At 62.6% G+C, this 22,153-nt stretch carries 25 protein-coding genes; 10 read left to right on the forward strand and 15 right to left on the reverse strand.

Annotated features, from left to right (window positions below; genetic code table 11):
* Positions 1-13: 13 nt before the first annotated feature.
* Positions 14-1,468 carry an APC family permease gene (locus BDK61_RS06320; RefSeq protein ID WP_007188349.1) on the forward strand — a complete coding sequence of 485 codons (1,455 nt, stop codon included), beginning with the start codon at positions 14-16 and terminating at the stop codon, positions 1,466-1,468.
* Positions 1,469-1,471: 3 nt separating this feature from the next.
* Positions 1,472-2,125, forward strand: a complete 654-nt coding sequence (locus BDK61_RS06325; RefSeq protein WP_004962845.1) for a potassium channel family protein — start codon at positions 1,472-1,474, stop codon at positions 2,123-2,125.
* Between the two features lie 135 nt (positions 2,126-2,260).
* Here BDK61_RS06325 and BDK61_RS06330 read toward each other — a convergent pair whose 3' ends face one another.
* Complete coding sequence (locus tag BDK61_RS06330) at positions 2,261-3,418, reverse strand: dihydropteroate synthase (RefSeq protein WP_011222913.1); 1,158 nt, start codon at positions 3,416-3,418, stop codon at positions 2,261-2,263.
* A 135-nt stretch (positions 3,419-3,553) separates the two neighbouring features.
* Here BDK61_RS06330 and BDK61_RS06335 point away from each other — a divergent pair, with 135 nt between their 5' ends.
* A complete protein-coding gene (locus BDK61_RS06335; protein ID WP_244209714.1) occupies positions 3,554-4,726 on the forward strand; it encodes a sensor histidine kinase in 1,173 nt (390 codons plus the stop codon).
* Between the two features lie 96 nt (positions 4,727-4,822).
* Positions 4,823-5,839: a phosphotransferase family protein gene (locus BDK61_RS06340; protein WP_004962837.1), complete on the forward strand. Its 1,017-nt coding sequence runs from the start codon at positions 4,823-4,825 to the stop codon at positions 5,837-5,839.
* On the opposite strand, the gene BDK61_RS06345 is transcribed toward BDK61_RS06340, so the two are convergent.
* Complete coding sequence (locus BDK61_RS06345) at positions 5,836-6,714, reverse strand: carbohydrate kinase family protein (protein ID WP_121303906.1); 879 nt, start codon at positions 6,712-6,714, stop codon at positions 5,836-5,838. The two genes, BDK61_RS06340 and BDK61_RS06345, sit on opposite strands and share 4 nt — an antisense overlap.
* 168 nt (positions 6,715-6,882) lie before the next feature.
* On the opposite strand from BDK61_RS06345, the gene BDK61_RS06350 reads away from it, so the two are divergent.
* The 3 genes from BDK61_RS06350 to BDK61_RS06360 are packed head-to-tail and all read left to right on the forward strand — an operon-like array spanning position 6,883 to position 10,179.
* A complete protein-coding gene (locus BDK61_RS06350; RefSeq protein ID WP_121302707.1) occupies positions 6,883-8,376 on the forward strand; it encodes a COG1361 family protein in 1,494 nt (497 codons plus the stop codon).
* Complete coding sequence (locus BDK61_RS06355; protein WP_004962828.1) at positions 8,373-9,056, forward strand: ABC transporter ATP-binding protein; 684 nt, start codon at positions 8,373-8,375, stop codon at positions 9,054-9,056. Before BDK61_RS06350 ends, BDK61_RS06355 begins: the two co-directional genes overlap by 4 nt.
* Positions 9,046-10,179, forward strand: a complete 1,134-nt coding sequence (locus BDK61_RS06360; protein WP_004962826.1) for an ABC transporter permease — start codon at positions 9,046-9,048, stop codon at positions 10,177-10,179. Before BDK61_RS06355 ends, BDK61_RS06360 begins: the two co-directional genes overlap by 11 nt.
* Here BDK61_RS06360 and BDK61_RS06365 read toward each other — a convergent pair.
* The 12 genes from BDK61_RS06365 to BDK61_RS06420 form a co-directional block, all read right to left on the reverse strand.
* Positions 10,176-10,688, reverse strand: a complete 513-nt coding sequence (locus BDK61_RS06365; protein ID WP_011222918.1) for an HTH domain-containing protein — start codon at positions 10,686-10,688, stop codon at positions 10,176-10,178. The two genes, BDK61_RS06360 and BDK61_RS06365, sit on opposite strands and share 4 nt — an antisense overlap.
* Positions 10,689-11,379: 691 nt before the next feature.
* Entirely contained in the window at positions 11,380-12,453 is a 1,074-nt protein-coding gene (locus tag BDK61_RS06370; protein WP_121302709.1) for a methionine synthase, read from the reverse strand.
* Positions 12,454-12,455: 2 nt separating this feature from the next.
* Entirely contained in the window at positions 12,456-13,454 is a 999-nt protein-coding gene (locus BDK61_RS06375) for a 5-methyltetrahydropteroyltriglutamate--homocysteine methyltransferase (RefSeq protein WP_121302711.1), read from the reverse strand.
* A 62-nt stretch (positions 13,455-13,516) separates the two neighbouring features.
* Positions 13,517-14,140 carry a HemK2/MTQ2 family protein methyltransferase gene (locus BDK61_RS06380; protein ID WP_121302713.1) on the reverse strand — a complete coding sequence of 208 codons (624 nt, stop codon included), beginning with the start codon at positions 14,138-14,140 and terminating at the stop codon, positions 13,517-13,519.
* 1 nt (position 14,141) lies between these two features.
* Positions 14,142-14,999, reverse strand: a complete 858-nt coding sequence (locus BDK61_RS06385) for a 16S ribosomal RNA methyltransferase A (protein WP_121302715.1) — start codon at positions 14,997-14,999, stop codon at positions 14,142-14,144.
* An 80-nt stretch (positions 15,000-15,079) separates the two neighbouring features.
* Positions 15,080-15,652, reverse strand: a complete 573-nt coding sequence (locus tag BDK61_RS06390; RefSeq protein WP_004962808.1) for a DUF655 domain-containing protein — start codon at positions 15,650-15,652, stop codon at positions 15,080-15,082.
* A 175-nt stretch (positions 15,653-15,827) separates the two neighbouring features.
* Positions 15,828-16,184 carry an RNA polymerase Rpb4 family protein gene (locus BDK61_RS06395; protein ID WP_004962807.1) on the reverse strand — a complete coding sequence of 119 codons (357 nt, stop codon included), beginning with the start codon at positions 16,182-16,184 and terminating at the stop codon, positions 15,828-15,830.
* Positions 16,181-16,471, reverse strand: coding sequence for a 50S ribosomal protein L21e (locus tag BDK61_RS06400; protein ID WP_004962804.1), 291 nt, complete (start codon positions 16,469-16,471; stop codon positions 16,181-16,183). Before BDK61_RS06400 ends, BDK61_RS06395 begins: the two co-directional genes overlap by 4 nt.
* Positions 16,472-16,584: 113 nt before the next feature.
* Complete coding sequence (locus tag BDK61_RS06405) at positions 16,585-16,851, reverse strand: elongation factor 1-beta (RefSeq protein ID WP_004962801.1); 267 nt, start codon at positions 16,849-16,851, stop codon at positions 16,585-16,587.
* A 2-nt stretch (positions 16,852-16,853) separates the two neighbouring features.
* Positions 16,854-17,033, reverse strand: a complete 180-nt coding sequence (locus BDK61_RS06410) for an HVO_2753 family zinc finger protein (RefSeq protein ID WP_004516620.1) — start codon at positions 17,031-17,033, stop codon at positions 16,854-16,856.
* Positions 17,034-17,105: 72 nt separating this feature from the next.
* Positions 17,106-17,705, reverse strand: coding sequence for a DUF2391 family protein (locus tag BDK61_RS06415; protein WP_121302717.1), 600 nt, complete (start codon positions 17,703-17,705; stop codon positions 17,106-17,108).
* Positions 17,702-18,574, reverse strand: a complete 873-nt coding sequence (locus BDK61_RS06420) for a 3-hydroxyacyl-CoA dehydrogenase family protein (RefSeq protein ID WP_121302719.1) — start codon at positions 18,572-18,574, stop codon at positions 17,702-17,704. Before BDK61_RS06420 ends, BDK61_RS06415 begins: the two co-directional genes overlap by 4 nt.
* Before the next feature lie 143 nt (positions 18,575-18,717).
* On the opposite strand from BDK61_RS06420, the gene BDK61_RS06425 reads away from it, so the two are divergent.
* Both BDK61_RS06425 and BDK61_RS06430 read left to right on the forward strand, forming a co-directional pair.
* Positions 18,718-19,686, forward strand: coding sequence for a sugar phosphate isomerase/epimerase family protein (locus BDK61_RS06425; RefSeq protein WP_121302721.1), 969 nt, complete (start codon positions 18,718-18,720; stop codon positions 19,684-19,686).
* 92 nt (positions 19,687-19,778) lie between these two features.
* Entirely contained in the window at positions 19,779-20,492 is a 714-nt protein-coding gene (locus BDK61_RS06430) for a TIGR00266 family protein (protein ID WP_004962788.1), read from the forward strand.
* 31 nt (positions 20,493-20,523) lie between these two features.
* Here the strand turns inward: BDK61_RS06430 and BDK61_RS06435 are convergent, their stop codons facing one another.
* A complete protein-coding gene (locus BDK61_RS06435; RefSeq protein ID WP_004962786.1) occupies positions 20,524-20,904 on the reverse strand; it encodes a CBS domain-containing protein in 381 nt (126 codons plus the stop codon).
* Positions 20,905-21,006: 102 nt separating this feature from the next.
* Here BDK61_RS06435 and BDK61_RS06440 point away from each other — a divergent pair, with 102 nt between their 5' ends.
* A complete protein-coding gene (locus tag BDK61_RS06440) occupies positions 21,007-22,116 on the forward strand; it encodes a Gfo/Idh/MocA family protein (protein WP_121303907.1) in 1,110 nt (369 codons plus the stop codon).
* Positions 22,117-22,153: the final 37 nt, after the last annotated feature.

The following is a 22,153-nucleotide window of genomic DNA, read 5'->3' on the forward strand; positions in this document are numbered from 1 at the left end:
ACAAACAGGATGCATGAGTAAGAGCCAGACGCGGTCGCCCGAAGCTGAACTTGGGCTACTTGACGCGACGATGATCGGGATGGGTGCGATGATCGGGGCCGGTATTTTCGTGTTAACGGGGTTGGCTGCCGAAATCGCTGGACCAGCCGCGATCCTCGTTTTCGCACTGAACGGCGTCGTGACGGCATTCACGGGACTGTCCTACGCGGAGCTTGCCGCCTCGATTCCGAAGAGCGGCGGTGGCTACGCGTTCGTGCGGGAGATATTCGACGACTTCGCCTCGTTCATCATGGGCTGGATGCTCTGGTTCGCCTACATGATTGCGGGGGCACTGTATGCGCTGGGCTTTGCGCCGAACTTTCTCGAACTGTTGCACGTCTACGACGTGGTCCCGTCACCGGACGAGATCGGCGCCGTTGCAGTTCCGGTCATTGATGTCGGGCTCCCACCGGCCTTTTTGCTGGCGTTTATTGCGGTTCTGGGCCTCGTGGCGCTCAACGCCGTCTCGACGGCTGCCAGCGGTAGTGTCGAGACGATTTTCACAATCATCAAAGTCTCCATTCTGGTCGTGTTCGTCGCGTTCGGGCTCACTTCACCGATGTTTTCGGGGGCCGAATTTCAGCCGCTGTTTCCGGAAGGGAGTGGAGCGGCTGCCGTCTTGCCGGCGATGGGACTCACTTTCATCGCTTTCGAGGGATACGACCTCATCACCACTGTCACGGAGGAAGTACAGAACCCGCGGGAAAACATCCCCAAAGCGATTTTTATTAGCCTCGCTGTGACTGTCGTCGTCTATCTGGCCGTTGTGACAGTCGCCATCGGGACGCTTGGGGCCGAGGGACTCGCCGACGCTGGCGAAGCCGGCATCGCCACGGCAGCAACATCGTTCATGCCGACCGGGTTACCGATTATCCAGAACGGTGGGGCACTCATCGTCTTTGGCGCTGTGTTCTCGACGCTCACTGCCCTCAACGCCGTCGTTATCGCGTCGTCACGCGTCGCGTTCTCGATGGGGCGTGAAGGGCAGTTACTCCCCTCGATTGGCCAGATACACCACCGCTACGGGACGCCGTTCGTCGCCATCCTCACCAGTGCCATCGTGATGCTTGGCTCAGTCGCACTGCCGACACAGAGCGCCGGCAATATGTCGAGCCTGTTCTTCCTGCTCTCGTTTATCATCGTCAACGTCGCGGTCATCAGACTCCGCAGGGAACGACCGAACATGAACCGGCCGTACGAGATGCCGTTCTACCCGGCACCGCCGATAATCGGTATCGCACTCAATCTGATTCTGACGGGGGTGCTGATAGAGTTCCTGCTCCGGACGGATCCACTGGCACTGGGACTCAGCGTCGCATGGATCTTGCTCGGCGCAGTCGTGTATTTCGCCCTCAAACGGATAAGACAGCAATCGGACCGTGAACAAGCGACTGCCGTCAGCGAAATAAAACCCGAGGCTGAAGACTAACTCATGACCCGAACACTCGATATTATCATCGCAGGCGGTGGACGCGTCGGTTTCCAGACAGCCGAGATACTCGCCGACCGCGGTCACGATGTGACGATTATCGAACGCGACGAGCGGATGGTTTCGGATATCGCCGATCAGTGGGTAGCAACGGTTATCCAGGGTGACGCGACGAATCCGGACATCATCGAACAGGCAGGCATCGAGCGAGCGGACGCAATTGCCGCGCTCACAGGTGAAACCGGACTGAACCTTGCGGTCTGTTTAGCTGCTGCGGAGCTGACGCCCAACATCCGAACGATTGCACGCATCGACCGCACAGCCGGTGAGGCGTACACCCGATTTGTCGACGCGGTGGTCTTTCCCGAACGAGCCGGTGCGAGGGTGGCAGCAAACGAAATCCTGGGGAGCGATGTCCAGACGCTTGCCGACGTGACTGGCACCCTCGATATCATGCTCGTCCGCGTTACTGACGGCGCTCCGGCCGCCGGAAAAGCACTCACAGACGTCCGCTTTCCCGAAGGCACCGTCGTTGTGTCCGACGATAACGGTGAGCGGATCGCCCGTGCCGACACGACCCTGACACCGGGGAGCCGCTACGTTATCGCTGTTGAACCTGATGTCGTCGATGAGGTACTGAACTTGATGCGCGGCTAGTGACCCGCAGTCAGCCTTCCCTCATCGCTGCGCGCTCCGTGTGATACGCTCTTTTCCACGGACAGCCGCGGGCAGTCGGGATGCGACGCAGGAGTGCGTGAAAATTTGTCGCTGCAGTACGACCAGCCGCGGCACTTAGACGCGCCGGGATAGCGAGGTCCGTAGTTCGCCGGCAAGCTCCCGGTGCCCGTCTTCGGCGAGGCTGTCGGTGACGACCTTCAGCGCAGCCGCGGAGCCGCCGACGTAGAGACTCCCGCCGTCTTTCTCGACCACCACTACATCAGTCACTTCGGCGACGGCCCGGAGGCTTGCCCGGGCGTCGTCGGTCACATCCCCGAGCAGGAACGTGAGTGTCGCGCCGTCGTCGGTCCCGCCGGCGACCGTCTCGCCGAGTGCCTGATGACGCGCCACTTCCCGCAGCGTCACGTCGGTCAGTTCCGCCACGGTGGGACCGGAGTCGGTCTCCGGTCGTGTCGTCCGCTCGTCACCGAGCGCGTCGGCAACTTTGACCACGTCGTGGGTTTCACGAGTGTCGTGGGTTCGGATGATGTGTGCGCCGCGTTCCGCTTCCATCGTCGCCGCGGCCAGTGATACGGCGAGCTGGTTCTCCGTCTCGGGCTGGTCGGCCAGATCGCCAAGGAAGTCCTCGCGGTTGGTCGCGGTGAGCATCGGCCGGTCGAAGGCGCGGAACTCCCGGAGGCGGCGGAACATCTCCCAGTTGTCCTCGAACTCCTTGCCGTCGTACCAGCCGCCGAACGCCGGGTCGATAATGGTCTTATCCGTGAACCCGTCCCGCTGGAGCGCCTCGAAGATGTCGTCGATGGTTTTCAGCGCACCGGGACTGGCCAGGTCCGGCGGACTGGCCATCTTGACGACCGGCATATCGTGGTCTTCGACGACACCTTTCATCTCCGGGTCGGCGAAGCCACACACGTCGTTGATAACGTCGAAACCGTGGCCGATCGCTTCCTCGGCCACCTCAGCATAGCGCGTTTCGAGCGACAGCGGCACGTCGGCGTCGAGTTCGTCGACGAGCGGCGCGACCTCTTCGAGCCGGTCTTTCTCCATCTCGACCGGTTTGGACTCGTATTTGGGGTTCGCTGACTGGAGGCCGACATCAATGATGTCCGCGCCGGCGGGGACGAGGTTCTCCTCGATAGCCTCGGCGGCTTCCGCGGGGTCCAGATACACGCTCGGCTTGTACCCGGAGTTCGAACTCATGTTCAGCACGCTCATGACGCGTGTCGGGTGACCATCGCCCACCGGGAGGCCGTCGATTTCGACCGTTCGCATACCGCTCTCTGAGGACTGTGGATACAAAGGTCTCGCGGCATCGGCGAAACGGCAACGCCACGCGACATATCACTGATACAGAATCACCGAGTTTTTATATTCATGCATGAATTGTACGGGATGGGTGGGGAGTTAATGATCAGATTCGATCTCGATTCGTTCGAGGCTGTAACACAGCAGCCGATGGCTGCGGAGTCCGAGCGGGAGATCTGTGAGATCGCAATGTCCGGAGTTTCGTCTGTGTTCGACGTGCCACTCGGAGCGCTGTGGCTGTATGATAGCGACGCTTCGGAACTGCAGTTGGCTGCGTCGACGGAGCGGGCGGACGAGGTGTTCGACCGGCCGGTGACGTACCGACCCGGCAACAGCCTCTCGTGGGAGGCGTTCGAGCAGGACGATGTCCGGACGTACTCCGAACTCGACGACGAGCGAAGCCAGTACAACGAAAACTCCCCCGTCAGTAGCGAGATCATTCTGCCGCTCGCCGAGTACGGGGTTATCAACATCGGGTCGCTGACCCCAGCTACATTCGACGATGAAACGGTTCGACTCGCGCGGATGTACGCAACGCACGTTCAGGCGGCACTGCAGAAAGCCGAGCGCGAGCACGACCTCCGCGTCCAGCGCGACCGGATGGAACAGCTCATTGGCGTCGTTTCACACGATCTCAGAAACCCGCTTCACGTTGTCGAGGGGCGACTCGAACTCGTTCGAGAGACCGGCGACCTGTCCCATCTCGACGATGCGGCGGAAGGCGTGGCTCGCATGGAATCGCTCATCGATGACCTGCTGACCCTCGCAAAGAAGGGGTATGCGGTCGAAGACCGAACAACGATTTCACTTGACACCATTGTCGAACGGACGTGGGAGATGGCCAGAACAGCCGACGCAACGCTGAAGATCGAAGGGTCCGCCCCGGTGTTCGGTGACCAGAACCGCCTCAAACAGGTGTTCGAGAACCTCTTTCGGAACGCGGCGGACCACGCTGGCGATGACGTGACCGTCTGGGTCGGTCCGCTTGTCGGCGACGGGGCAGCCGAGAGAGACAGTGCGAACGAGCGAGGCGAGGGCCGAGTGACAGGTTTCTACGTCGCTGACGACGGACCGGGTATTCCAGCCGACAAACTGAACGATGTTCTCTCGGTCGACGCCTTCTCAGGCAGTAACAACGGCCTCGGCCTGTCTATCGTTGCCCAGATCACCGACGCCCACGGCTGGGACATCTCGGTGTCTGAGAGCAGGGCCGGCGGCGCACGATTCGAAGTGACCGACGGGACGAAACCAGTCTCACCGTTTCACTCCTGGTAGCACGGAACTGGCGACTGACAGCGTCTGAACTGGGTGCCAGTGCTGTCCGTGGTGGGATTGACAGATTTATTTGGTCGCCCACTGTATGGTAAGTCAGTGCAGACCCCGGAACAGGACATCGAAGCCGTGCTCAAAGAGTCAGGTCCGGAGTACGAGGGGTTCCAGTTCGAGACCCCGGGTGGGGGCCACCAGAGCGATGTCTACATGGTAACGCTGCGCCACAACGGCGAGGCATACGAGGTGGTCGTGAAGTTCAAGCCACAGGGCGATGTCCCGTTTGCTGTCGAACCCTGTCTCCACGACTTCGTCGCCGGCCGGACCGATGTCCCTGTTCCACGCATCCTTGTCTACGAGGACAACCCCGACGCCGATGTCCCGCCGTATTTCGTCACCGAGCGTATCCACGGCGAGAATCTGGCCGAGGAGTTCGCCGGGCTTTCGACTGCGGACCGACGGCGGGTGCTGGCCCAGTCCGGCCGGATACTCGGCGATATGCACTCCGAGATCGGGTTTGAGGCGTTCGGTCGGCTCACGCTTCATGACGACCGGATCATCGTGAGTGACTGGATGGGCAACTGGCAGGAGTACTTCGAGAGTCTCACTAGATCCCACCTGTCCCACCTCGATGGGACGCCCTTCGAGGACATGACAGACCGGGCGTGGGACTGTATCGAACCGGCCCTGAGTATGGTGCCCGAAGACGGCGTTCCGCGGCTGGTACACGACGATTTCAGGCCGGCAAATCTGATGTTCGAGCAGACGGAGGAATCGCCGATTACAGCTGTCCTCGACTGGCAGGACGTACTCGCGGCGCTACCGGAGTACAACCTCGCACAGACCGAGTTCCTCTTCATCGACTCGTCGTTTCAGGACCCGGAACGGCGCGAATCGCTCCGAACGGTGTTCCACGAGGGATATCAGGAGATGCGCCCGATGGAGTTCGACGAGGGGTACGAGCAGCGACGGCCCCTCTACCAGCTCTCGACGCTCCTGTGGCGGATGGCCGGCTTCGAGGCCGTCTTCGACGACAAGTCAGGCCTTGCCGCCGCTCGGGCCGAAGCCCAGTACCGCCAGCAGTTCGAGCGGCTCGTCGAGGAGATACAGACGAATTAGGTCGTTTCGGGCGGTTGGCCGCTGTCGACAAGCTCCCACACGGACTCCCAGTCGAGTGTCGTCCGTGCGCCGGATGACTGCGCTGCGAGTGCGCCACAGGCGTTGGCGACTGCGAGCGCACGCTCCGGGTCAGTCTCCTGCGCGCTGGCGAGCAGATACCCGGCAGCGAACGCGTCGCCCGCGCCTGCAGTGTCCACAGACTCTATTGGATACCCAGCGTTCGTGACCGTTTGGTCGCCGATGTGGGCCGTTGCGCCGCAGTCCCCGTGCTTGACCACAACTGTCGGCACTGTCTCGAAGAGCCCGCTGTCTCTGGCGTGGTCGGCCTCCCGGTCGTTGCAAAACAGGATCTCCGCATGTGAGAGCACCGATGAGTAATCGCGGTATGGAAGCCGCCGGCCGGGGTCGAAGCTCACCGGAACATCCGCGGCCGCGGCGTCGCGTGCGAGCGTCGCAGCCGTCGTCGGATTTTGGCCGGTCAGGTGGAGGTGGTCGGCCTCGGCTAGGGTCTCGGCCGGGAGGTCCGACGCGTTGAACGCCTCGTTGGCCCCGTCGTTTCCAAGCACCGCGACATCGCCGTTCTCGTCCACGATGAGGTATTTCACGGCCGTCGCCTCGTCCGACTCGATCAGCAACGTCTCGACGCCGGTGGCTGCCAGTTCGCGTTGGGCCATGGTACCGTGGTCGTCCCGGCCGACGCTACCGAGGACTAGCGGGTCCGCATCAAGTCCGGCCAGTGCGACGGCCGCGTTCGATGCGCTCCCCCCGCTAGACTGTGACCGGTCAGTGATGCGCCCCTCGCCGTCGGGCTTCGGAAGGTGGTCGACGTGGAGCGTCACGTCCCAGTTGACGTGGCCGGCACAGATGACGCGCATATCCACGGCTGGGAGGGGCGCTATCATAGCAGTTTCCCACTGCGGTCTATGCAGCATATTTAACACTGACCGGAACGGACCGGCGCACATGGTAACGGTCCCCGATAGCGTCCTCCCAATGAGTTGTCGGACCAGCATACGATTACTACAGCCAGAGGTGACTGCGTGATGCGTCACGGTGTGGCTGTACTCGCCTGCTTGGTCATCGTCGGCTCGCTTCCGCTGTCAGTCGCCGGCGCGAGCGTCAACGCATCGATATCAACCGTTGACGTGTCGCCGTCATCGCCAGCGCCGGGCGAAACCGTCACGTTCGACACGACTGTCCGGAATCTTGAGAGCAGCGATGCCCCGCTCGAAATCAACGATATTGCAATCCGGAAGTCGGGCGGCAGAGGAATCACAGAGTACGAACGCGTCTCGGACCTTGGCTCAATTTCGCCGGGCAGCACACTGGAAGTACCCCTGACCGCCTCGTTTGATTCGGCTGGAAGCAAGGACCTCCGCGTCATCGTGTACGGCCGTGACCGCAAGACCGGAGACAACATCGAACTCAAATATCCGGTCCAGTTGAACGTTCAGGAGCGGCACCCGCAGATGGATATCACGGCTGACGACTCTGTCGCCGGCGTTGAGTCGACCGGCGAGGTCACCGTCGCAAACGGGCTCGACACCCAGATAACGAACGTTGAGATTGTCGTCGAAGGCGATGGCGTCAAGATGACAAAGAGTCGGACAGTCCGGTCAAGCGTCGCAGAGAACGGCTCGATTACAGCCCCGTTCCGGTTCCGACCCGAATCTGCCGGCGAACACTCACTGACCGCAACGATTAGCTACACTGTTGACGGAGACACTACCCGTAGCACGACACGGACGACAGTCATCGATTCGGACCCGCTACGGAACAGTGTGGAACTCGATACGACTGCGGTCGGCAGCGGCACTGACCGCGCGTTGCGGGTCGCGGTCTCGAACGGGGCCAACGCTCCGCTCTCGGATGTCATGATTAGTGCAACGTCGGAGAACGCGTCTTTCCAGCGTGTCCTGCTTGAGAACATCTCAGCGAGTACGACCCGACAGGTGCGACTGAACGCCACGATGGACGAACCCCGTGCGGATGTCACTGTCACGGCCAACTACGAACTCGGGACTGAAACGGAGCAGATGACGACCGAAACGACGCTCCGATCCGTCCCGGGAACGATCGACCTCACCGGTCTGGACGTGATCCGACAGGGGGGACGCCTCCAGATTTCAGGGAGTGCAAGCAACGTCGGGTCGACGGATGCGGACAGCGTCCTCGTCAGCGTCGTCAACACTGAGAGCGTCACTCCGGCGACCCCGAACCGGGATTACTTCGTCGGCACGGTCCCGGCCAGTGACTTCGTCTCCTTCGACGTGTACGCCCAGACGACGGGGAATGTCACGTCGGTACCGCTGGAGGTGACCTACCTCGTCGACGACACGCGGAAGCGACAGACGTTCGACGTGGATATCGATCGGATGGGCGCTTCAGCACAGCAAGCGGGCCAGGACGACGACAGCGGGGGCGGTGACCAGAACAGTATGCTGCCGGTGTTCATCGCCGGCGGCCTGGCACTACTCGTCGTCGTCGGTGTCCTCGTGCGCCGCTATCGCCGCGGTGACGACGATATCGAGGTATGACGGTTATCGACGCACAGGGACTGGTCAAGCGCTACCGGACCGGCGGCCAGACCCTCTACGCACTCGCGGGTATCGACTTCACCCTCGAAGCCGGCGAGTTCGTCTCGATTATGGGCCCCAGCGGCAGTGGCAAGACGACCCTGCTTAACATCCTTGGACTGCTAGATACGCCGACAGAGGGGACCGTCCTGCTTGAGGGGCAGGACGTGACCGGCCTCGGCGACAGCAAGCGGACCGCGCTCCGCAAGCAAACGATAGGGTTCGTGTTCCAGCACTTCTATCTCCTGCCGACGTTGACTGCTGTCGAGAACGTCGAAGTACCACTGCTGTTGGACAGTGACCCGAAAGTCAAAAAACGGGCCAGAACGCTCTTAGAGCGGCTTGGGCTCGGTGACCGACTGGGCCACAAGCCCGACGAACTCTCCGGCGGCCAGAAGCAACGCGTCGCCATCGCCCGCTCGCTCATCAACAGCCCGAAGGTCGTTCTCGCCGACGAACCGACGGGTAACCTCGACAGCGAAACCGGGCGGCAGATACTCGACGAGTTCCAACGCATCGCCGACGAGGACGACGTGGCAATCGTCGCAGTCACCCACGACGACCTGGTCAACGAATACGTCGACCGGACCGTCCATCTGGTCGACGGCACCATCGGGAGGGAACGAAAAAATGGCGGGTAGGTTCTTCCCGGCCGCGCTGATGGCGCGGCGCAACCTCACGCGAACGAAGATGCGGTCGTTGCTGGCGTCGCTGGGTATCGTCATCGGCGTCGTTGCCATCGCTTCGCTGGGGATGTTCGGCGTCGCGCTCCAGTACTCGTTTACCCAGAACCTCGGCAACGTCGGAAACCAGCTCACGGTGTATCCGAACTCCGGCGAAAACATCACTGAACTCACCGAACGAGATATACGCTCGATCCGCCGGGAGGCGAGCCCAACAGCAACTGTCTCACCGGTGAAGACCCGCGTGGAGCCGGTGTCGTACAACCGCGAGGACGCAGTCAGGGAAACAATATACGGCGTTGAGAACCCGGCGGAGTTGTACGAGGCCAAGGAGGGGCGGGTATCGCCGTTCCGGTCCGGTGCGCTTGTCGGGTCGAACGTCGCGGAGGAGCACGACCTGCATCCCGGGAGCCAGATCACCGTCAACGGGACCAGTGTCCGTATCCGGGCCGTGCTCGAAGAAGGTGATCCGTTCTCCTCGACGAACCCCGACAACCGAATCATCATGCCGGCGACGTCGTTCAGCCAGCGTGGCTACTCGGAAGTGTACGTTATTGAGTCGACCGGGACACGGGCCAACGAGACGGCAATGGGGATCCGCGACGCGCTCAACGACCGTGAGGAGCGGGTCTTCGTGCAGGAACTGGGCTCGCTCGTCGACACCATCGAAGAGCAGTTCCAGATCATCAACACCGTCCTCGCCGGCATCGCATCGATTTCGCTGCTCGTGGCCGGCATCTCGATTCTCAACGTCATGCTGATGTCCACTGTCGAACGCCGGGAGGAAATCGGCGTCCTCAGAGCTGTCGGCTATCAGAAGCGGGATGTCCTCAAAGTGATGCTGATGGAAGCGACGCTGCTTGGGTTCCTCGGTGGCGTCGCTGGTGTCATTCTGAGCCTCGGTGCCGGGCTGGCGATAAACCACTACGCCGTCGGTGACGCGATGGCCGTCTTCAGGCTACCGAACGCCTGGTACGTCGGTGCGGCGTTCTCCTTCGGGGTGCTGACGAGTATCGTCAGCGGGCTGTATCCGGCCTGGAAAGCAGCGAGCGAAGAACCAGTCGACGCGCTACGCGGTTAAATCGTCGCGTCGACGCCCGGTTCCAGCAGCGGGTCGGTCCGGTCAACCGACAGCGAGTCGAACTGTGCGAGCCAGTCTTCGTCGCCGCGCTCGAAAGCCTCTAGCGCGTCGCCGACAGTGTAGGTCCGTTGGTTGTCCGAGCACGGGAATACGCCCTCCAGGTCGTCGCCGTAATAAATTGCCAGCGAGACGACTGGGAACACGACCACGTCGTCGACGCGGTCCATCCCGACGTAGCTCCGGTTCCGCCGCTCGAACGCCGGTTCGAGCGAGTGGCCGTTCTGGCCTGCCCAGTCTGTGAACTCCTCGTATGTCTGGATGGCTTCCGACCGCTTGTCCTCCGCCATCGTCCTGATCCGCTGCCACTCACCGGCGACCATCGACTCGCTGAACACGCCGTTGGCCTCCAGTCGCTTCACCCGATTGAGCACCTGCTGTTGTGCGTCGAACGTGCCGTACGTATCTCCACGAAGATACAGTTCTGCCCGAAGATGTGTGTCCCCTGTCATAGCTTTCTCATCGCTAGCTTCTCCAGAGACCCTAAAAACTCTTTCCCAGACTTATGTGCTAACACACAGCACGAACTATATTCGAGAATCAATGGTTTGAGGCGCTCTATATCCATAATATAGGGTATTCACCTGACTATGGAATACCCTTATACTATTAGTATATCAACAGTTATATTCCTCTTGGGTCGATGTTAGTTTCGATGTCTGTCGAACAAACGTACGGTGTGTCTCTTCCAGTTTAGACGGCAAATTCACAAATTTATAAGAAAGTAAATAGTTGTCTTCCGGGTGCCTTGGTGTTCAAGCATTCCCGTGACGGACAGTTCGAGATCGCGCTGGTCGGAGTTCCACAGTTCTTGGTCGACCCCGCACCCGATATGGTCGCCAGATGTGTCTGCTACATTTGCCGGTTCAGGGGCCGCCGCGTGCGAGAATGTTCGATAGCTGCCGAAATCAAAGCCCACCTTCGTCGAAATACAGTCAACCGTGCACCGTGAGCAGACTCCTGTCGGTCGCTCAGCCCGCGCTGCTCGCTGGTCGCTCCATGCACGGCTTCACCGATTCAGGTTCGAAGCGCAGCGTGTCCCGCACCCTTCGCTTGGTATTCGAGAGCCCGCCCACGTTCGGACTCTCGCTACTCGTTCGCTACAAAACAGTTGACAGCTCGCGGTCGAGACTGCTTACCGATTCAATCGTCTGCGTGCGCTTCCGCACCACCCGCAACAACGTCAATCTCGCCGGCATCCAGCTCCTCTTCGATTTCCCGGGCGGCCTGCACCATGTTCTCCATCTTCCCGCGGGCGACCTCACGGGGCAGGAGCTTCACGCCACAGTCCGGCGAAACGGTGAGTCGCTCCGGGGGCACGACTTCCAGCCCCTTCTTGATGTTCTCCTTAATTTCCGCAACGGACTCGACCTCTGCGGTGTGGGCGTCCAGCACCCCCATGGCGAAGTCCTTCGTGAACTCGTGCTCTTTGAACACGTCGAGCTGGTCGTAGTCGCCGTTTGCGAGTTCCAGATCGTACTCGTGGACCGGGTAATCCAGAATTTCGGGGTAGATGCGCGAGTAGTCGCCGTAACAGACGTGCAGGCCGAGACGCACGTCGTCAGGGATCTCGTCGACAATGCGCTCCAGACACTCGCCGACGATGGCGTGGTCGTCCGGCGTCGTGGCCAGTGCCGGCTCGTCGATCTGGATGTATCGAGCGCCAGCCTCGACCAGCGCCTCGATCTCCTCGTTGACGAGGTCGGCCAGTTCGTAGGCCAACTGCTCCTCGCTGTCGTACACTTCGTTGAACGACCAGTTGGCGAGCGTGTACGGCCCTGTAATCGGAACCTTGACGGGCCGTTCGGCGACCTCGTCAGTAAACTCGAACTCCTCGACGAGCCACTGCTCGCCGTACTCGACCTCGTCGGCGACGCTCGGCTTGTCGAAGTAGTTGTGGCCCCACACCTTCACGCGGCCGTTGAACTTGTAGCCGTCGATGCGGTGGGCGAAGTACTCCACCATCTCGTTGCGGCGCATCTCGCCGTCACAGATGACGTCGAGGCCCGCACGCTCGTGCTCGTGGGTGATGAGCCGCGAGGCGTCGTCTTTCGATTCCTCCCACTCGTCCTCGCCGAAGTCAGCGTCCTCATCCTCGAACAGTTCGCGGGCACGGTCGTGCCACTTGGGCTTGGGGTAGGAGCCGACGACGGTCGTCAGCAGGAAGTGGTCGTTCGGGTGGTCCGCCGGTTTGAACTGGTCTCGTGGTCCTGTCATCGTTATGCCTCCGCCGCCTCCAGATCCGCGGCGTTTGCGAGCGCTTCGAGCTTATCTTCGAACTTGTTCACCGGGAGATAGAACGTTTCCGTGTTCGCCGTCGCGTAGACGGTGTCGTAAGCAGTGTTGGTCTGCTGCTCGAACCAGTCGATTCGGTCCCGGATCGTTTCGGGCGACTCGACGAGCGTGTTCTGGCCGTCGACGACGCCAAGCGCCACGTCGTCCTTGGTGCCGTACTCCTGCACGTTGTAGACGGTCTGGTCGTGGTTCGCAACGAGGTCGAAGCCGATGGCGTCCACGTCGGCGTCCATCAGGTGCGCGTAGGCCTTCTCCTCGATTGCGCCCCAGTAAGTGTGAGCGACGACCTCGGCGTCGGCGGCTGAGGCGACGGCGTCGATTGCTTCGGCGGCGCGCTCGTCCTCGCCGTCGGCGGGTGCGTTCTCGACCAGCGACGGCTCAAGCAGGAACAGCGTCTCGACATCCGGGAACGCGTTCACTTCCTCGACGAGGAAGTTGGCGATAGCATCGAGGAACGCGGCGTCGTCACCGTAGTGCTCGTCCGTCGCGAGGTCCGCAAGCGAGTACGGCCCGGGGAGTACGGCCTGAAGGCCGTTGTCGACGTGCTCGGCGGCCGCGCCGAGGTCTGCGGCAACGTCGCCGCCGTCAGCACTCAGGTCACCCTGTACGACCGGCTCTCGGTAGAAATTGTTGTTGTCGTAGTAGCGGACGATGCCTTTCGTCTCCACGCTGTCGTGGACCGCGAGCGGGTGCGCGAGCATGTCGTCCCATCGGAGTTGGCCCTCGACCACGCGGTCGAGCCCGGCGTCCTGCTGGATGGTGATGACGTCCTCGCGGGCCTTGTCGTAGACCGCGACGACCTCGCCGGACTCGTCGCCCGAGATGAGGTCGGTCTTCTGATGGCCTTTCAGATCTGCCAGTTCGTCCTTGGCCCAGTCCGGAAGCGGAAAGAGCCCAGGGGTCGTGGCGATTACCTGTGTCATTGCCGTGGAGTAGGAAATGACGGGCTTTAATATTTCCTATTCGATAAAATGCCCAGCAGTAATCAATCGCGATAGAACCGCAGGACGACGAGGACCTCGTATGGGTGTTTCTCACTCGCAAGCTGCTCGCTCGCCAGCCCGTGTTCGCTCGCGTACGCTCGCACTGCAGCCGGGTCCGTGAGACTGCTGACGAGCATGAGTGCTTCGCCGCCCGGAGCCAGCACGCGCTCGACAGTTTCGAGAAACGGGTCGACGAGTCGCCGTCCGTCGTCGCCACCCGACAGTGCGTGCTCCATCCAGTCGTCCCACTCCTGCTCCGGCGGGGTTGGTAAATACGGCGGATTGAACGCGACAAGGTCGAAGGCGTCCGCCCGGAACGGCTCGACGAGGTCGCCGCGAACGACCGGGACGCCGTTCTCGGCCGCCTCTCGACAGGCCAACGGGCTCACGTCGACGCCCACCGCCCGTGCCCCGGCGTCGGCAAGCGTCGCGGCGACATAGCCGGAGCCCGTCCCCACATCGAGGACGGTATCACCCGCCTCGACTCGCTCGCGGGCCGTCCGGGCCAGCAGGTCCGAATCCTCCGCTGGCTGGTACACCGACTCGACGCCCCGCTGGTCGGCCAGCGAGGGGCGGCTGCCGGAACCGTCGCCCCCGTCGCCGCTGTCGTTCGCCTCTTCACCCATCTCAGGCCTCCGGCTGCCCGACCTCGTACGCGAGTGTCGCCAGCGTGGCGAAGTCGGCCGGCGTGAGCTTCCCGGCGCGGGCGCTCATGAGGTCCTCGTCGGCGGCCTCGACCACCGCGTCAGGGTCGCCCAGCCCGGAGATGTGGGCCGTGTTGCGGACGGCGTTGCGCATCGTCTTCCGGCGCTGGGTGAACACCGCCTTCAGGAAGTCCATGAAGAAGTCGTCGCTGGGGACGGTGTAATCCGGGGTCCGCGGCATCGTCCGGACGAGCGCACTCGTCACACGAGGCTGGGGGTCGAACGCTTCCGGCGGCACCGTCTCGACGACCTCCACGTCGGCGTAGTGGCCTGCCGTAACCGACAGCCGCCCATAGTCGTCTGTCGCCGGGTCGGCGGCCATCCGCTCGGCGAACTCCTGCTGGAACATCAACAGAAGCGGGCGCTGTTCCGGCAGCAACCGAAACGCGATCTCCGAGGATGCGCCGTAGGGTAAATTCGAGATGCTGGCGGTGAAATCGGGTACGTCAACTTCAAGCGCGTCACCCTTGACGATAGTGAGCCGGTCCGCCGCGACTACCTCGGCGAACTCCTCGCGGAGATGGGCCGCGAAGTCCGGGTCGCGCTCGACTGCAGTCACCCGCTCTGCCGTTGCGAGCAGGCGGTCGGTCAGCGCACCCGGGCCTGCGCCGATCTCCAGAACGTGCGAGAGGTCTATGTCCGCATCAGTCGTGTATCCCGGAATTCGGTCCAGTACCCGGTCGTCGACGAGGAAGTGCTGGTCCTGCCGGGTGTCGGCCCGTTTGCCGGCCCGCCGGACAAGCGCGTCGGGGTCCCGAGTCCCTGTCTCAGTCGTAGTCATTAGCGAGCCGTAGCGGGTCGCGGTAGAAAAGGGTCGCCTTGTGCTGGTGGCCCTACCCTAGCTGCTTGCAGCCGACAGTGTTACGAGGACTGTTCCTCGCGCCGGACGAACAGTCGGTACTTCAGGTCGTCATCCTGTAGCTCTTCGAGTATCCGCTCGACAAGCGTCTCCTTGGGGCTGTGGAGGCCGCTGACGCGCTCTTCGAGGTCTTCGAAGCTCTCGAAGGGCTTTCGCTTTCGCTCGTCGAGAATCGTGTTCCGGAGTTTCTTCCCGATGCCCGGCAGGAGGTTCAACTGGTGGAGTCGAAGCGTGATCGGCTGGGCGTCGTTGTAGAAGTCGACGAAGCGCTGTTCGTTCGCCTCGACAACCTCCTCGACGGCGTAGTCGAGCTCCGAGCGGGCACCGCTCGGAATATCCTCGAACTCGACTTCCGTCACGCGACCGAACTCTGTCAGATCAATGCGGTCACCGAACGCGATATCGGCATCCTTGTCCGCAAGCTGCAGCTCGTAAATGTAGAACTCATCGATGTCGAGCGCGTACGCGAGCGGCTCCTTCTGGTGCTGTGGCCGGTCGTCTCCAGGCCGCCCGTGCGGGAGGACATCGAGGACAGCCGCCATCATAGTGTCGCCGCCGCTCTCCGATTCAGTCATGTCAGGCAGTACGAGCACAGCACACTTAATGCCGGTGGATGCCCCCAACCGCTTCACGGGACGCCGTCGCTCTCTTCGTGTTCGGTTCGACGGCAGCGGAAAGCGACCACTGTTCGCGTGACTGGTCGTTGTCGAAATCAGAGAAAGAGCGGCGGCAGCCGAACTGACGGCGTCGTTACGCGTACTGCTTGACGATGTTGATTATCTCGTCGAGTTCGTCGCCGTCGAGCGTGTACCGCTCCTGAGCGAACACGGCCCGGAGCTCGTCGCGGTCCAGCGGCCGGAGGTTCGCGATCTTGTAGGCCGTCGGCGTGTCGACCTTCTCGAGCTCTTCGAGCTCTTCGACCAGCTGCAGCGACTCCTCGGGGTCGAGGAGGGCAAACCGGTTGACGTGCTCGATAGCCCGCTTGAGCTCGTAGCGCATCTCGCGGTCCTCGTCCGCGGCCCGCTCCATCTCGAGGTCTTCGAGTATCTCCTTGGTCTCCGCGACCGTCAGGAACTCCTCACTGACTTTTTCTTTGAATATCGTCATTCTTGCCGGCGCAGGTGCGCAGCGGTGACGATGATGGTCTTCTCTTTGCCACCGTCGACGATATCGACCTTGTACGCGTCACCCTGCTTCCCCTCGACGGTTCCGGTCTGGCCGTCAAACCGCGGGTGGAAGCGCCCGTTCGGCACGGACGGGTCAATCTTGAGGTGGACTTTCTCGCCGTCGTCGAACTCTTCGACGGCGCGCTGGGGCGGCGAGGTGCCGCGGTCGCGGGGCTTGTTCTTGAGCTTGCCTCGTGTTCCTTCGAGAGGTCCGTTTGAACTAGGCATTCTTGCTCTCCGCTAATCCGGTCGCCCTAATAAAACGTGCGTTCCGTGACTGTCGCCAGCCACGCGTTTGCAGTTGCTACGGAGCCGAGTAGAAAACGACAGCGACGAGTCGATTACAGGCGACCGGTGCTCTCGATGGAGACCGACTCGACGTCATCGACGTTCGCAAAGGCCTCTTCGACGGCTTCCGTGCCACCAGTATCGTCAGGGACGATGACCGTTGGCGTCAGCGCGACGAGGCCGAAGGCGACGTCCTCGCGCTCGAATCCGTTGATCTTCGTTCCTTCGGGAAGCACGCCCTCGAGACGCTCCTGCAGGTCGTCGAGGTCGACTTCGGGGCTCTCCGGCATGACCTTGATCTTGGCTGCTACTTTCCCCATTGTTATGGCCCCATGAAGCCGCAATCCGGGCATTTGTAGAGGTTGCTCTGCTTCCGGCAGGTGGCACAGCGGTAGATCTGCTGGCCACAGTCCGGGCACTTGAACGCGGCGGCGTTCGTGCCGGCGATGTTGATGCCACACGAGACGCACTTGCGCGCCTGTTTCTGTTGGCTCTCGCTCATACCACTCCGTATCCGACCGCGGCTTTTAACGATTGCCAAACGCGACCGCCACCGCGAGTGACTGCCATGGCCCTAGTTCCCGGGCAGGATGTCCCCGAGCGCAGCGCCGATCGCCATCGGGACGAACGCCACGGCACAAATACAGGCCGATTCGTAGACGACTGCGGGGTCGGTCGACCACTTGACCAGCCCCCAACCAGTAAGCAGCGCGACGGACACGACGAGTGCCGTCCCGGTGACGCCGACGAGTCGGCGGGGGATGACGCCCAGTATTCGGTTCGCAACACGCACGTCCTGAAAATCAGCGACGTACAGAATTGAGATGACTAGCCCGATTGCGATGATGACTGTCGCGGCGAGATACAGCGGGTGCTGGGCGATGTGAAGCCCAGCATCCACTGTTCCGCCTTCGACAGCCATCGGAATCCCGAACAACAGCGAGCCAAGCAGTGCTTCCGCGAGGTCGGACCGCCCGAAGCCCCAGACGACCCGACCAAAGGTCGCAGGCTCGTGGTCCTGTGAATCGGCGGCCGCACGCATTGCATCCCGGACCTGCCGTCGCTCGTCTTCGGAGTCGACGAGCTGTTCTAGCTCCTGAAGTTCGTTGAACAGCGTCGCGAACTCGTCGTCCTCTCTATCCGGTTCGGCCGGGGGGTCCTCCTGCGTGCTCATCTGAGATCGGGCTCGCTATCTCGCGTTGGCACGTCTGGGTCCGGCTCGGCACCGGTCGTCGGTGTGCCGTCTTCCCAGACGTAGAATCCCTCGCCGGTGACTGCGCCGCGTTGCCCGTCTGCGACCTTCTGTCGGAGCAGCGCCGGGGGCGCAAACCGTTCATCAAGCCGTTTGGAGAGGTCTTCGAGCGCTGTGAGCACCGTTTCCAGCCCGTGGCGGTCGGCGCGGACGAGTGGCCCGTCGCGGTCCGACTCCCCGCGCTCGAACGTCCGGTCGATGTCACGAATCCCGGCGACAGCATCCTCGACCATCCGGATCGCTTCGGCGATGGCAGCGAGTTCGAGGCGGAGCGCGGCGAACCCTGGTGTGTCTCGCACGACGACTGGCGACGCGTCCAGACTTTTGACGAAGTCAGTGACGCGGTCGCGGGTCGCCGCCGTCGTCTGCTCGGCGATGACGACCTCGACGATAGCGCCGTCTGGCGGGTCGACGAGGTTGAGGCCAACGGCACGGTCCGGGCTCCGCAGGCCAGTAGCGACGGCAGTCACCGACAGTGACGTGTCGCTGACGGCGATGATCGTCTCGTCCTCGACCATGGTCTCAGTTTCGGCGACCACCTCTCGATGGCTCTCCGTCCCGCCATTGGTTGCGTCGATGACGACATCGCTGCCGCTGACGGCGCTTTCGAGTCCGGTGGTTCCGTCGATACCGGCCGAGAGGTCCCTGTTGAATGCGCGCCGGATCTCGTCGACCCGGTCCATCACGTCCGACGCATCCGTTCCCCGAAGACGCACTTCGTGGCCCGCACGGACACATCGCTGTGCGACATCCCGCCCCCGCTGTCCGGTTCCGAGTACGGCCACAATCATGACAGTACCACCGCACTCCCGGCGTTAATCCTTTACGCCGCGGTCTGTCGCGGTCCGCCTCTGGTCTGTACTGCTTGTGGGCTGGATAGCGAGGCCGGAGCGACGGCAGTACGCTTTTTTCGACACCGGCTGTATCGCCGCGCATGGACATTGGTGTACTGACGGTCCCGCTGGGCGGACAGTCACTCGATGACGCGCTGGCGTATCTCAGCGACTTAGGCGTCGACGCGGTCGAACTGGGGTGTGGCGGCTTCCCCGGCGACGACCACCTCGACCGGCAGGCGTATCTCGACAACGAGGAGAAACAGGCCGAACTCGAGGCGCTTTTAGACGAACACGACCTCCGGGTGAGCGCGCTGGCGACACACAACAATCCGCTTCACCCGGACGACGAGCGCGCCGCAGAGGCCGACCGGGAACTCCGGGAAGCGATTCGGCTGGCCGACCAGCTCGACGTGAACACCGTCACGGGGTTTTCGGGGCTGCCCGCCGGCGGCCCGAACGACGAGGTCCCGAACTGGATTACCGCCCCGTGGCCGACCGAGCACGCCGACGCCCACGAGTACCAGTGGCGCGTCGCCGACGAATACTGGTCGGACCTCGCGGCCCATGCGGGCGCACACGACGTAGATGTCGCCATCGAGATGCATCCCAACATGCTGGTGTACGAACCCCGCGGGCTGCTGGAGTTGCGCCGCCGGACGAACGACCGCATCGGCGCAAACTTCGACCCGTCGCATCTGTACTGGCAGGGTATCGACGTGACCGAAGCCATCCGCCTGCTCGGTGAGCACGACGCCATCCACCACGTCCACGCCAAGGATACGAAAGTGTACGAGTCAAACGCCCGCGAGAAGGGCGTGCTGGACACCGCGCCGTACACGGACGAGGCGGACCGGTCGTGGCTGTTCCGCTCTATCGGCTATGGCCACGACGAATCTCACTGGAAAGACGTCGTGTCGACGCTGCGGATGGTCGGCTACGACGGTGCACTTTCTATTGAACACGAGGACTCGCTGACCAGCGCCCGCGAGGGGCTCGAAAAGGCAGTCGACGTGCTCGACCGCGCTGTCTTCGAGACCCAGCCCGGCGACGCCTACTGGGCTGAGTAAGCAATAGAACCAACGAAGCGGCTTTTTTGACACTTACTCTTATATACTGTCTGTGAGATACTACGACTGGATTCCCGTATCCAGTGACACTTATGGACATCGAACTCACACACAAGCCCTCGTACACGCACGTCCGCGCTGCCCTCGACAGCGGCGAATCGATACTCGCCGAACCCGGCGCGATGGTCAGCCACTCGCCGACTATCGAAATCGAAACGACGACCAGCCGGGATGGCCTCCTCAGCTCCGCGAAGTCGATGCTTGGCGGCGAGTCGCTGCTCGCAAACGAGTTCACCGCCAGGGGCGGTCCCGGAACCGTGACGCTCGCGCCGCCGACGCCCGGTGACGTCCACCACCACGAACTCACGGGCGAGACGCTGTACGCCGTCGACGGGGCGTTCCTCGCGTCCGACCCCGGCATCGACATCGACTCCGAGTTCGGCGGTATCAAATCGCTGCTGGCCGGCGCGAGCATCACGCCGCTGGCGCTGAAAGGGACCGGGAACGTCCTCATCGAGGCCTTCGGCGGACTGGAGACCGTCGAACTCGACGCCGGCGAGTCCTACACAATCGACAACGACCACGTCGTCGCCTGGGAGGAGTCAGTCAACTTTGACGCCCACCGCGTCGGCGGGCTGAAGTCGACGCTGCTCAGCGGCGAGGGCCTCGTGATGGACTTCACCGGCCCCGGAACAGTCTGGTACCAGACCCGCGGCCTCGCCTCGTTCACCTCGGCCATCGCGGACGCGCTGCCCGGAACAGGTGACAACGACGGCAATTCAACCGGTATAGACGACTTCATCTGACTGTCGAAAGCCCGCCGGAGAACAGCTCCCTTCAGGAGAGCGCTTGCGTGATGTCCGTCGACGACACCATGCCGACGTAGTCCTGATGCTCGTCGATGACTGGGAGGTGCTTGATGTCGTAGGTCGTCATCATCGCGGCGGCCTCGCCCAGTTCGAGCGAGGTCGTCACCCGCTCGACCGGCGACGTCATCACGTCGCCGACGGTCGCCGACGAGAGGTCCTTCCCGCTTGCGACGGCATCAACGATGTCGGTGGTGGTGATGATGCCCGCCTCTGCCCCCGGCACGAAGATGCCGTTGATGTTCTGCGCTTGCATCTGCGTCGCGGCCGCTTTGACGGTTTCGTCGGCGGAAATCGTCTCTAACGGCGTCGACATGATATCCTCGATACGGACGGTCGTTTCAGTGGCCATGGAGTATCAACACGGGCATCCGGTTTTGGCTTTTCCCTCGGGGCGGCCCGCTGCCCTGCCGTCACCATGAGCGTTATTTCGACCCCGAGTGAACAGCCGGCTATGACCCTCGATATCGGTATGCTCGGCTACCGCTTCATGGGCGAGGCCCACGCAAACGCGCTGGACCGCCTGCCCATGTTCTTCCCCGAAGCGCCCGCCGTCAACAAGGACGTGCTCGTCGGCCGCGACGAGGACGCGCTGGCCGACGCGGCCGACCAGTTCGGCTTCGACCGGACTGCAACAGACTGGCGGGATATCGTCGACGAGGTCGACGTGTTCTACAATCTCGGCCCGAACCACGTCCACGCCGAGCCGTCCATCGCGGCGCTGGAGGCTGGCACGCCAACATTCTGCGAGAAACCGCTCGCGCCCACGCTCGATACGGCTGAGGAAATGGCCGAGGCCGCTGCTGACGCCGACGTGCTCGCAGGCGCGGCGTTCAACTATCGGTTCGTCCCGGCCATCCAGTACGCGAAGGGGCTCATCGACGACGGCGTCCTCGGGGAGATTCACCACTTCCGCGGGCAGTACCTCCAGGACTGGCTGGTCGACCCCGAGGCCCCGTGGTCCTGGCGCAACGACGAGGAGATGGCCGGCAGCGGGGCGCTCGGCGACCTCGGGTCGCACACGGTCGACCTGGCCCGGTTCCTGCTCGGCGACGCCGCCGGCGAAATAACAGACGTGAGCGGCCATCTCCGGACGTTCACCGAGGAGCGCCCTGTGGAGGGCAGCGACGAGACGCGTCCGGTGACCGTCGACGATGCCTACAGCGCCCAGATCGCGTTTGACAGCGGGGCGATGGGAACGCTCGAAGCGTCACGGGTCGCCAACGGCCACAAAAACGCTCACACCATCGAAATCGAGGGGTCGAAGGGGGCAATCAAGTTCGACCTCGAACGGCTGAACGAACTGCAGGTGCTCACCGAGGGTGACCGCGGCTTCCAGCAGGTGCTTATCACCGACGAAGACGACCCCTACGTCGACCACTGGTGGCCCCCCGGCCACGTCATCGGCTGGGAGCACACGTTCGTCCACGAGAATTACGAGTTCCTCTCAGCCGTGGCCGATGGCAGGCAACAGGAGCCGTCCTTCGCCGACGGCCTCGCCGCACAGCGAGTCCTCGACGCCATCGAACAAAGTGACGACCGCGGCGAGTGGGTCAGCCTGTAGGGCCACGAACCGAAACCCCCTTTCGGCGGCCACTGGT

This window comes from Haloarcula quadrata (assembly GCF_003634715.1).
In the GTDB taxonomy this organism is placed as follows: domain Archaea; phylum Halobacteriota; class Halobacteria; order Halobacteriales; family Haloarculaceae; genus Haloarcula; species Haloarcula marismortui.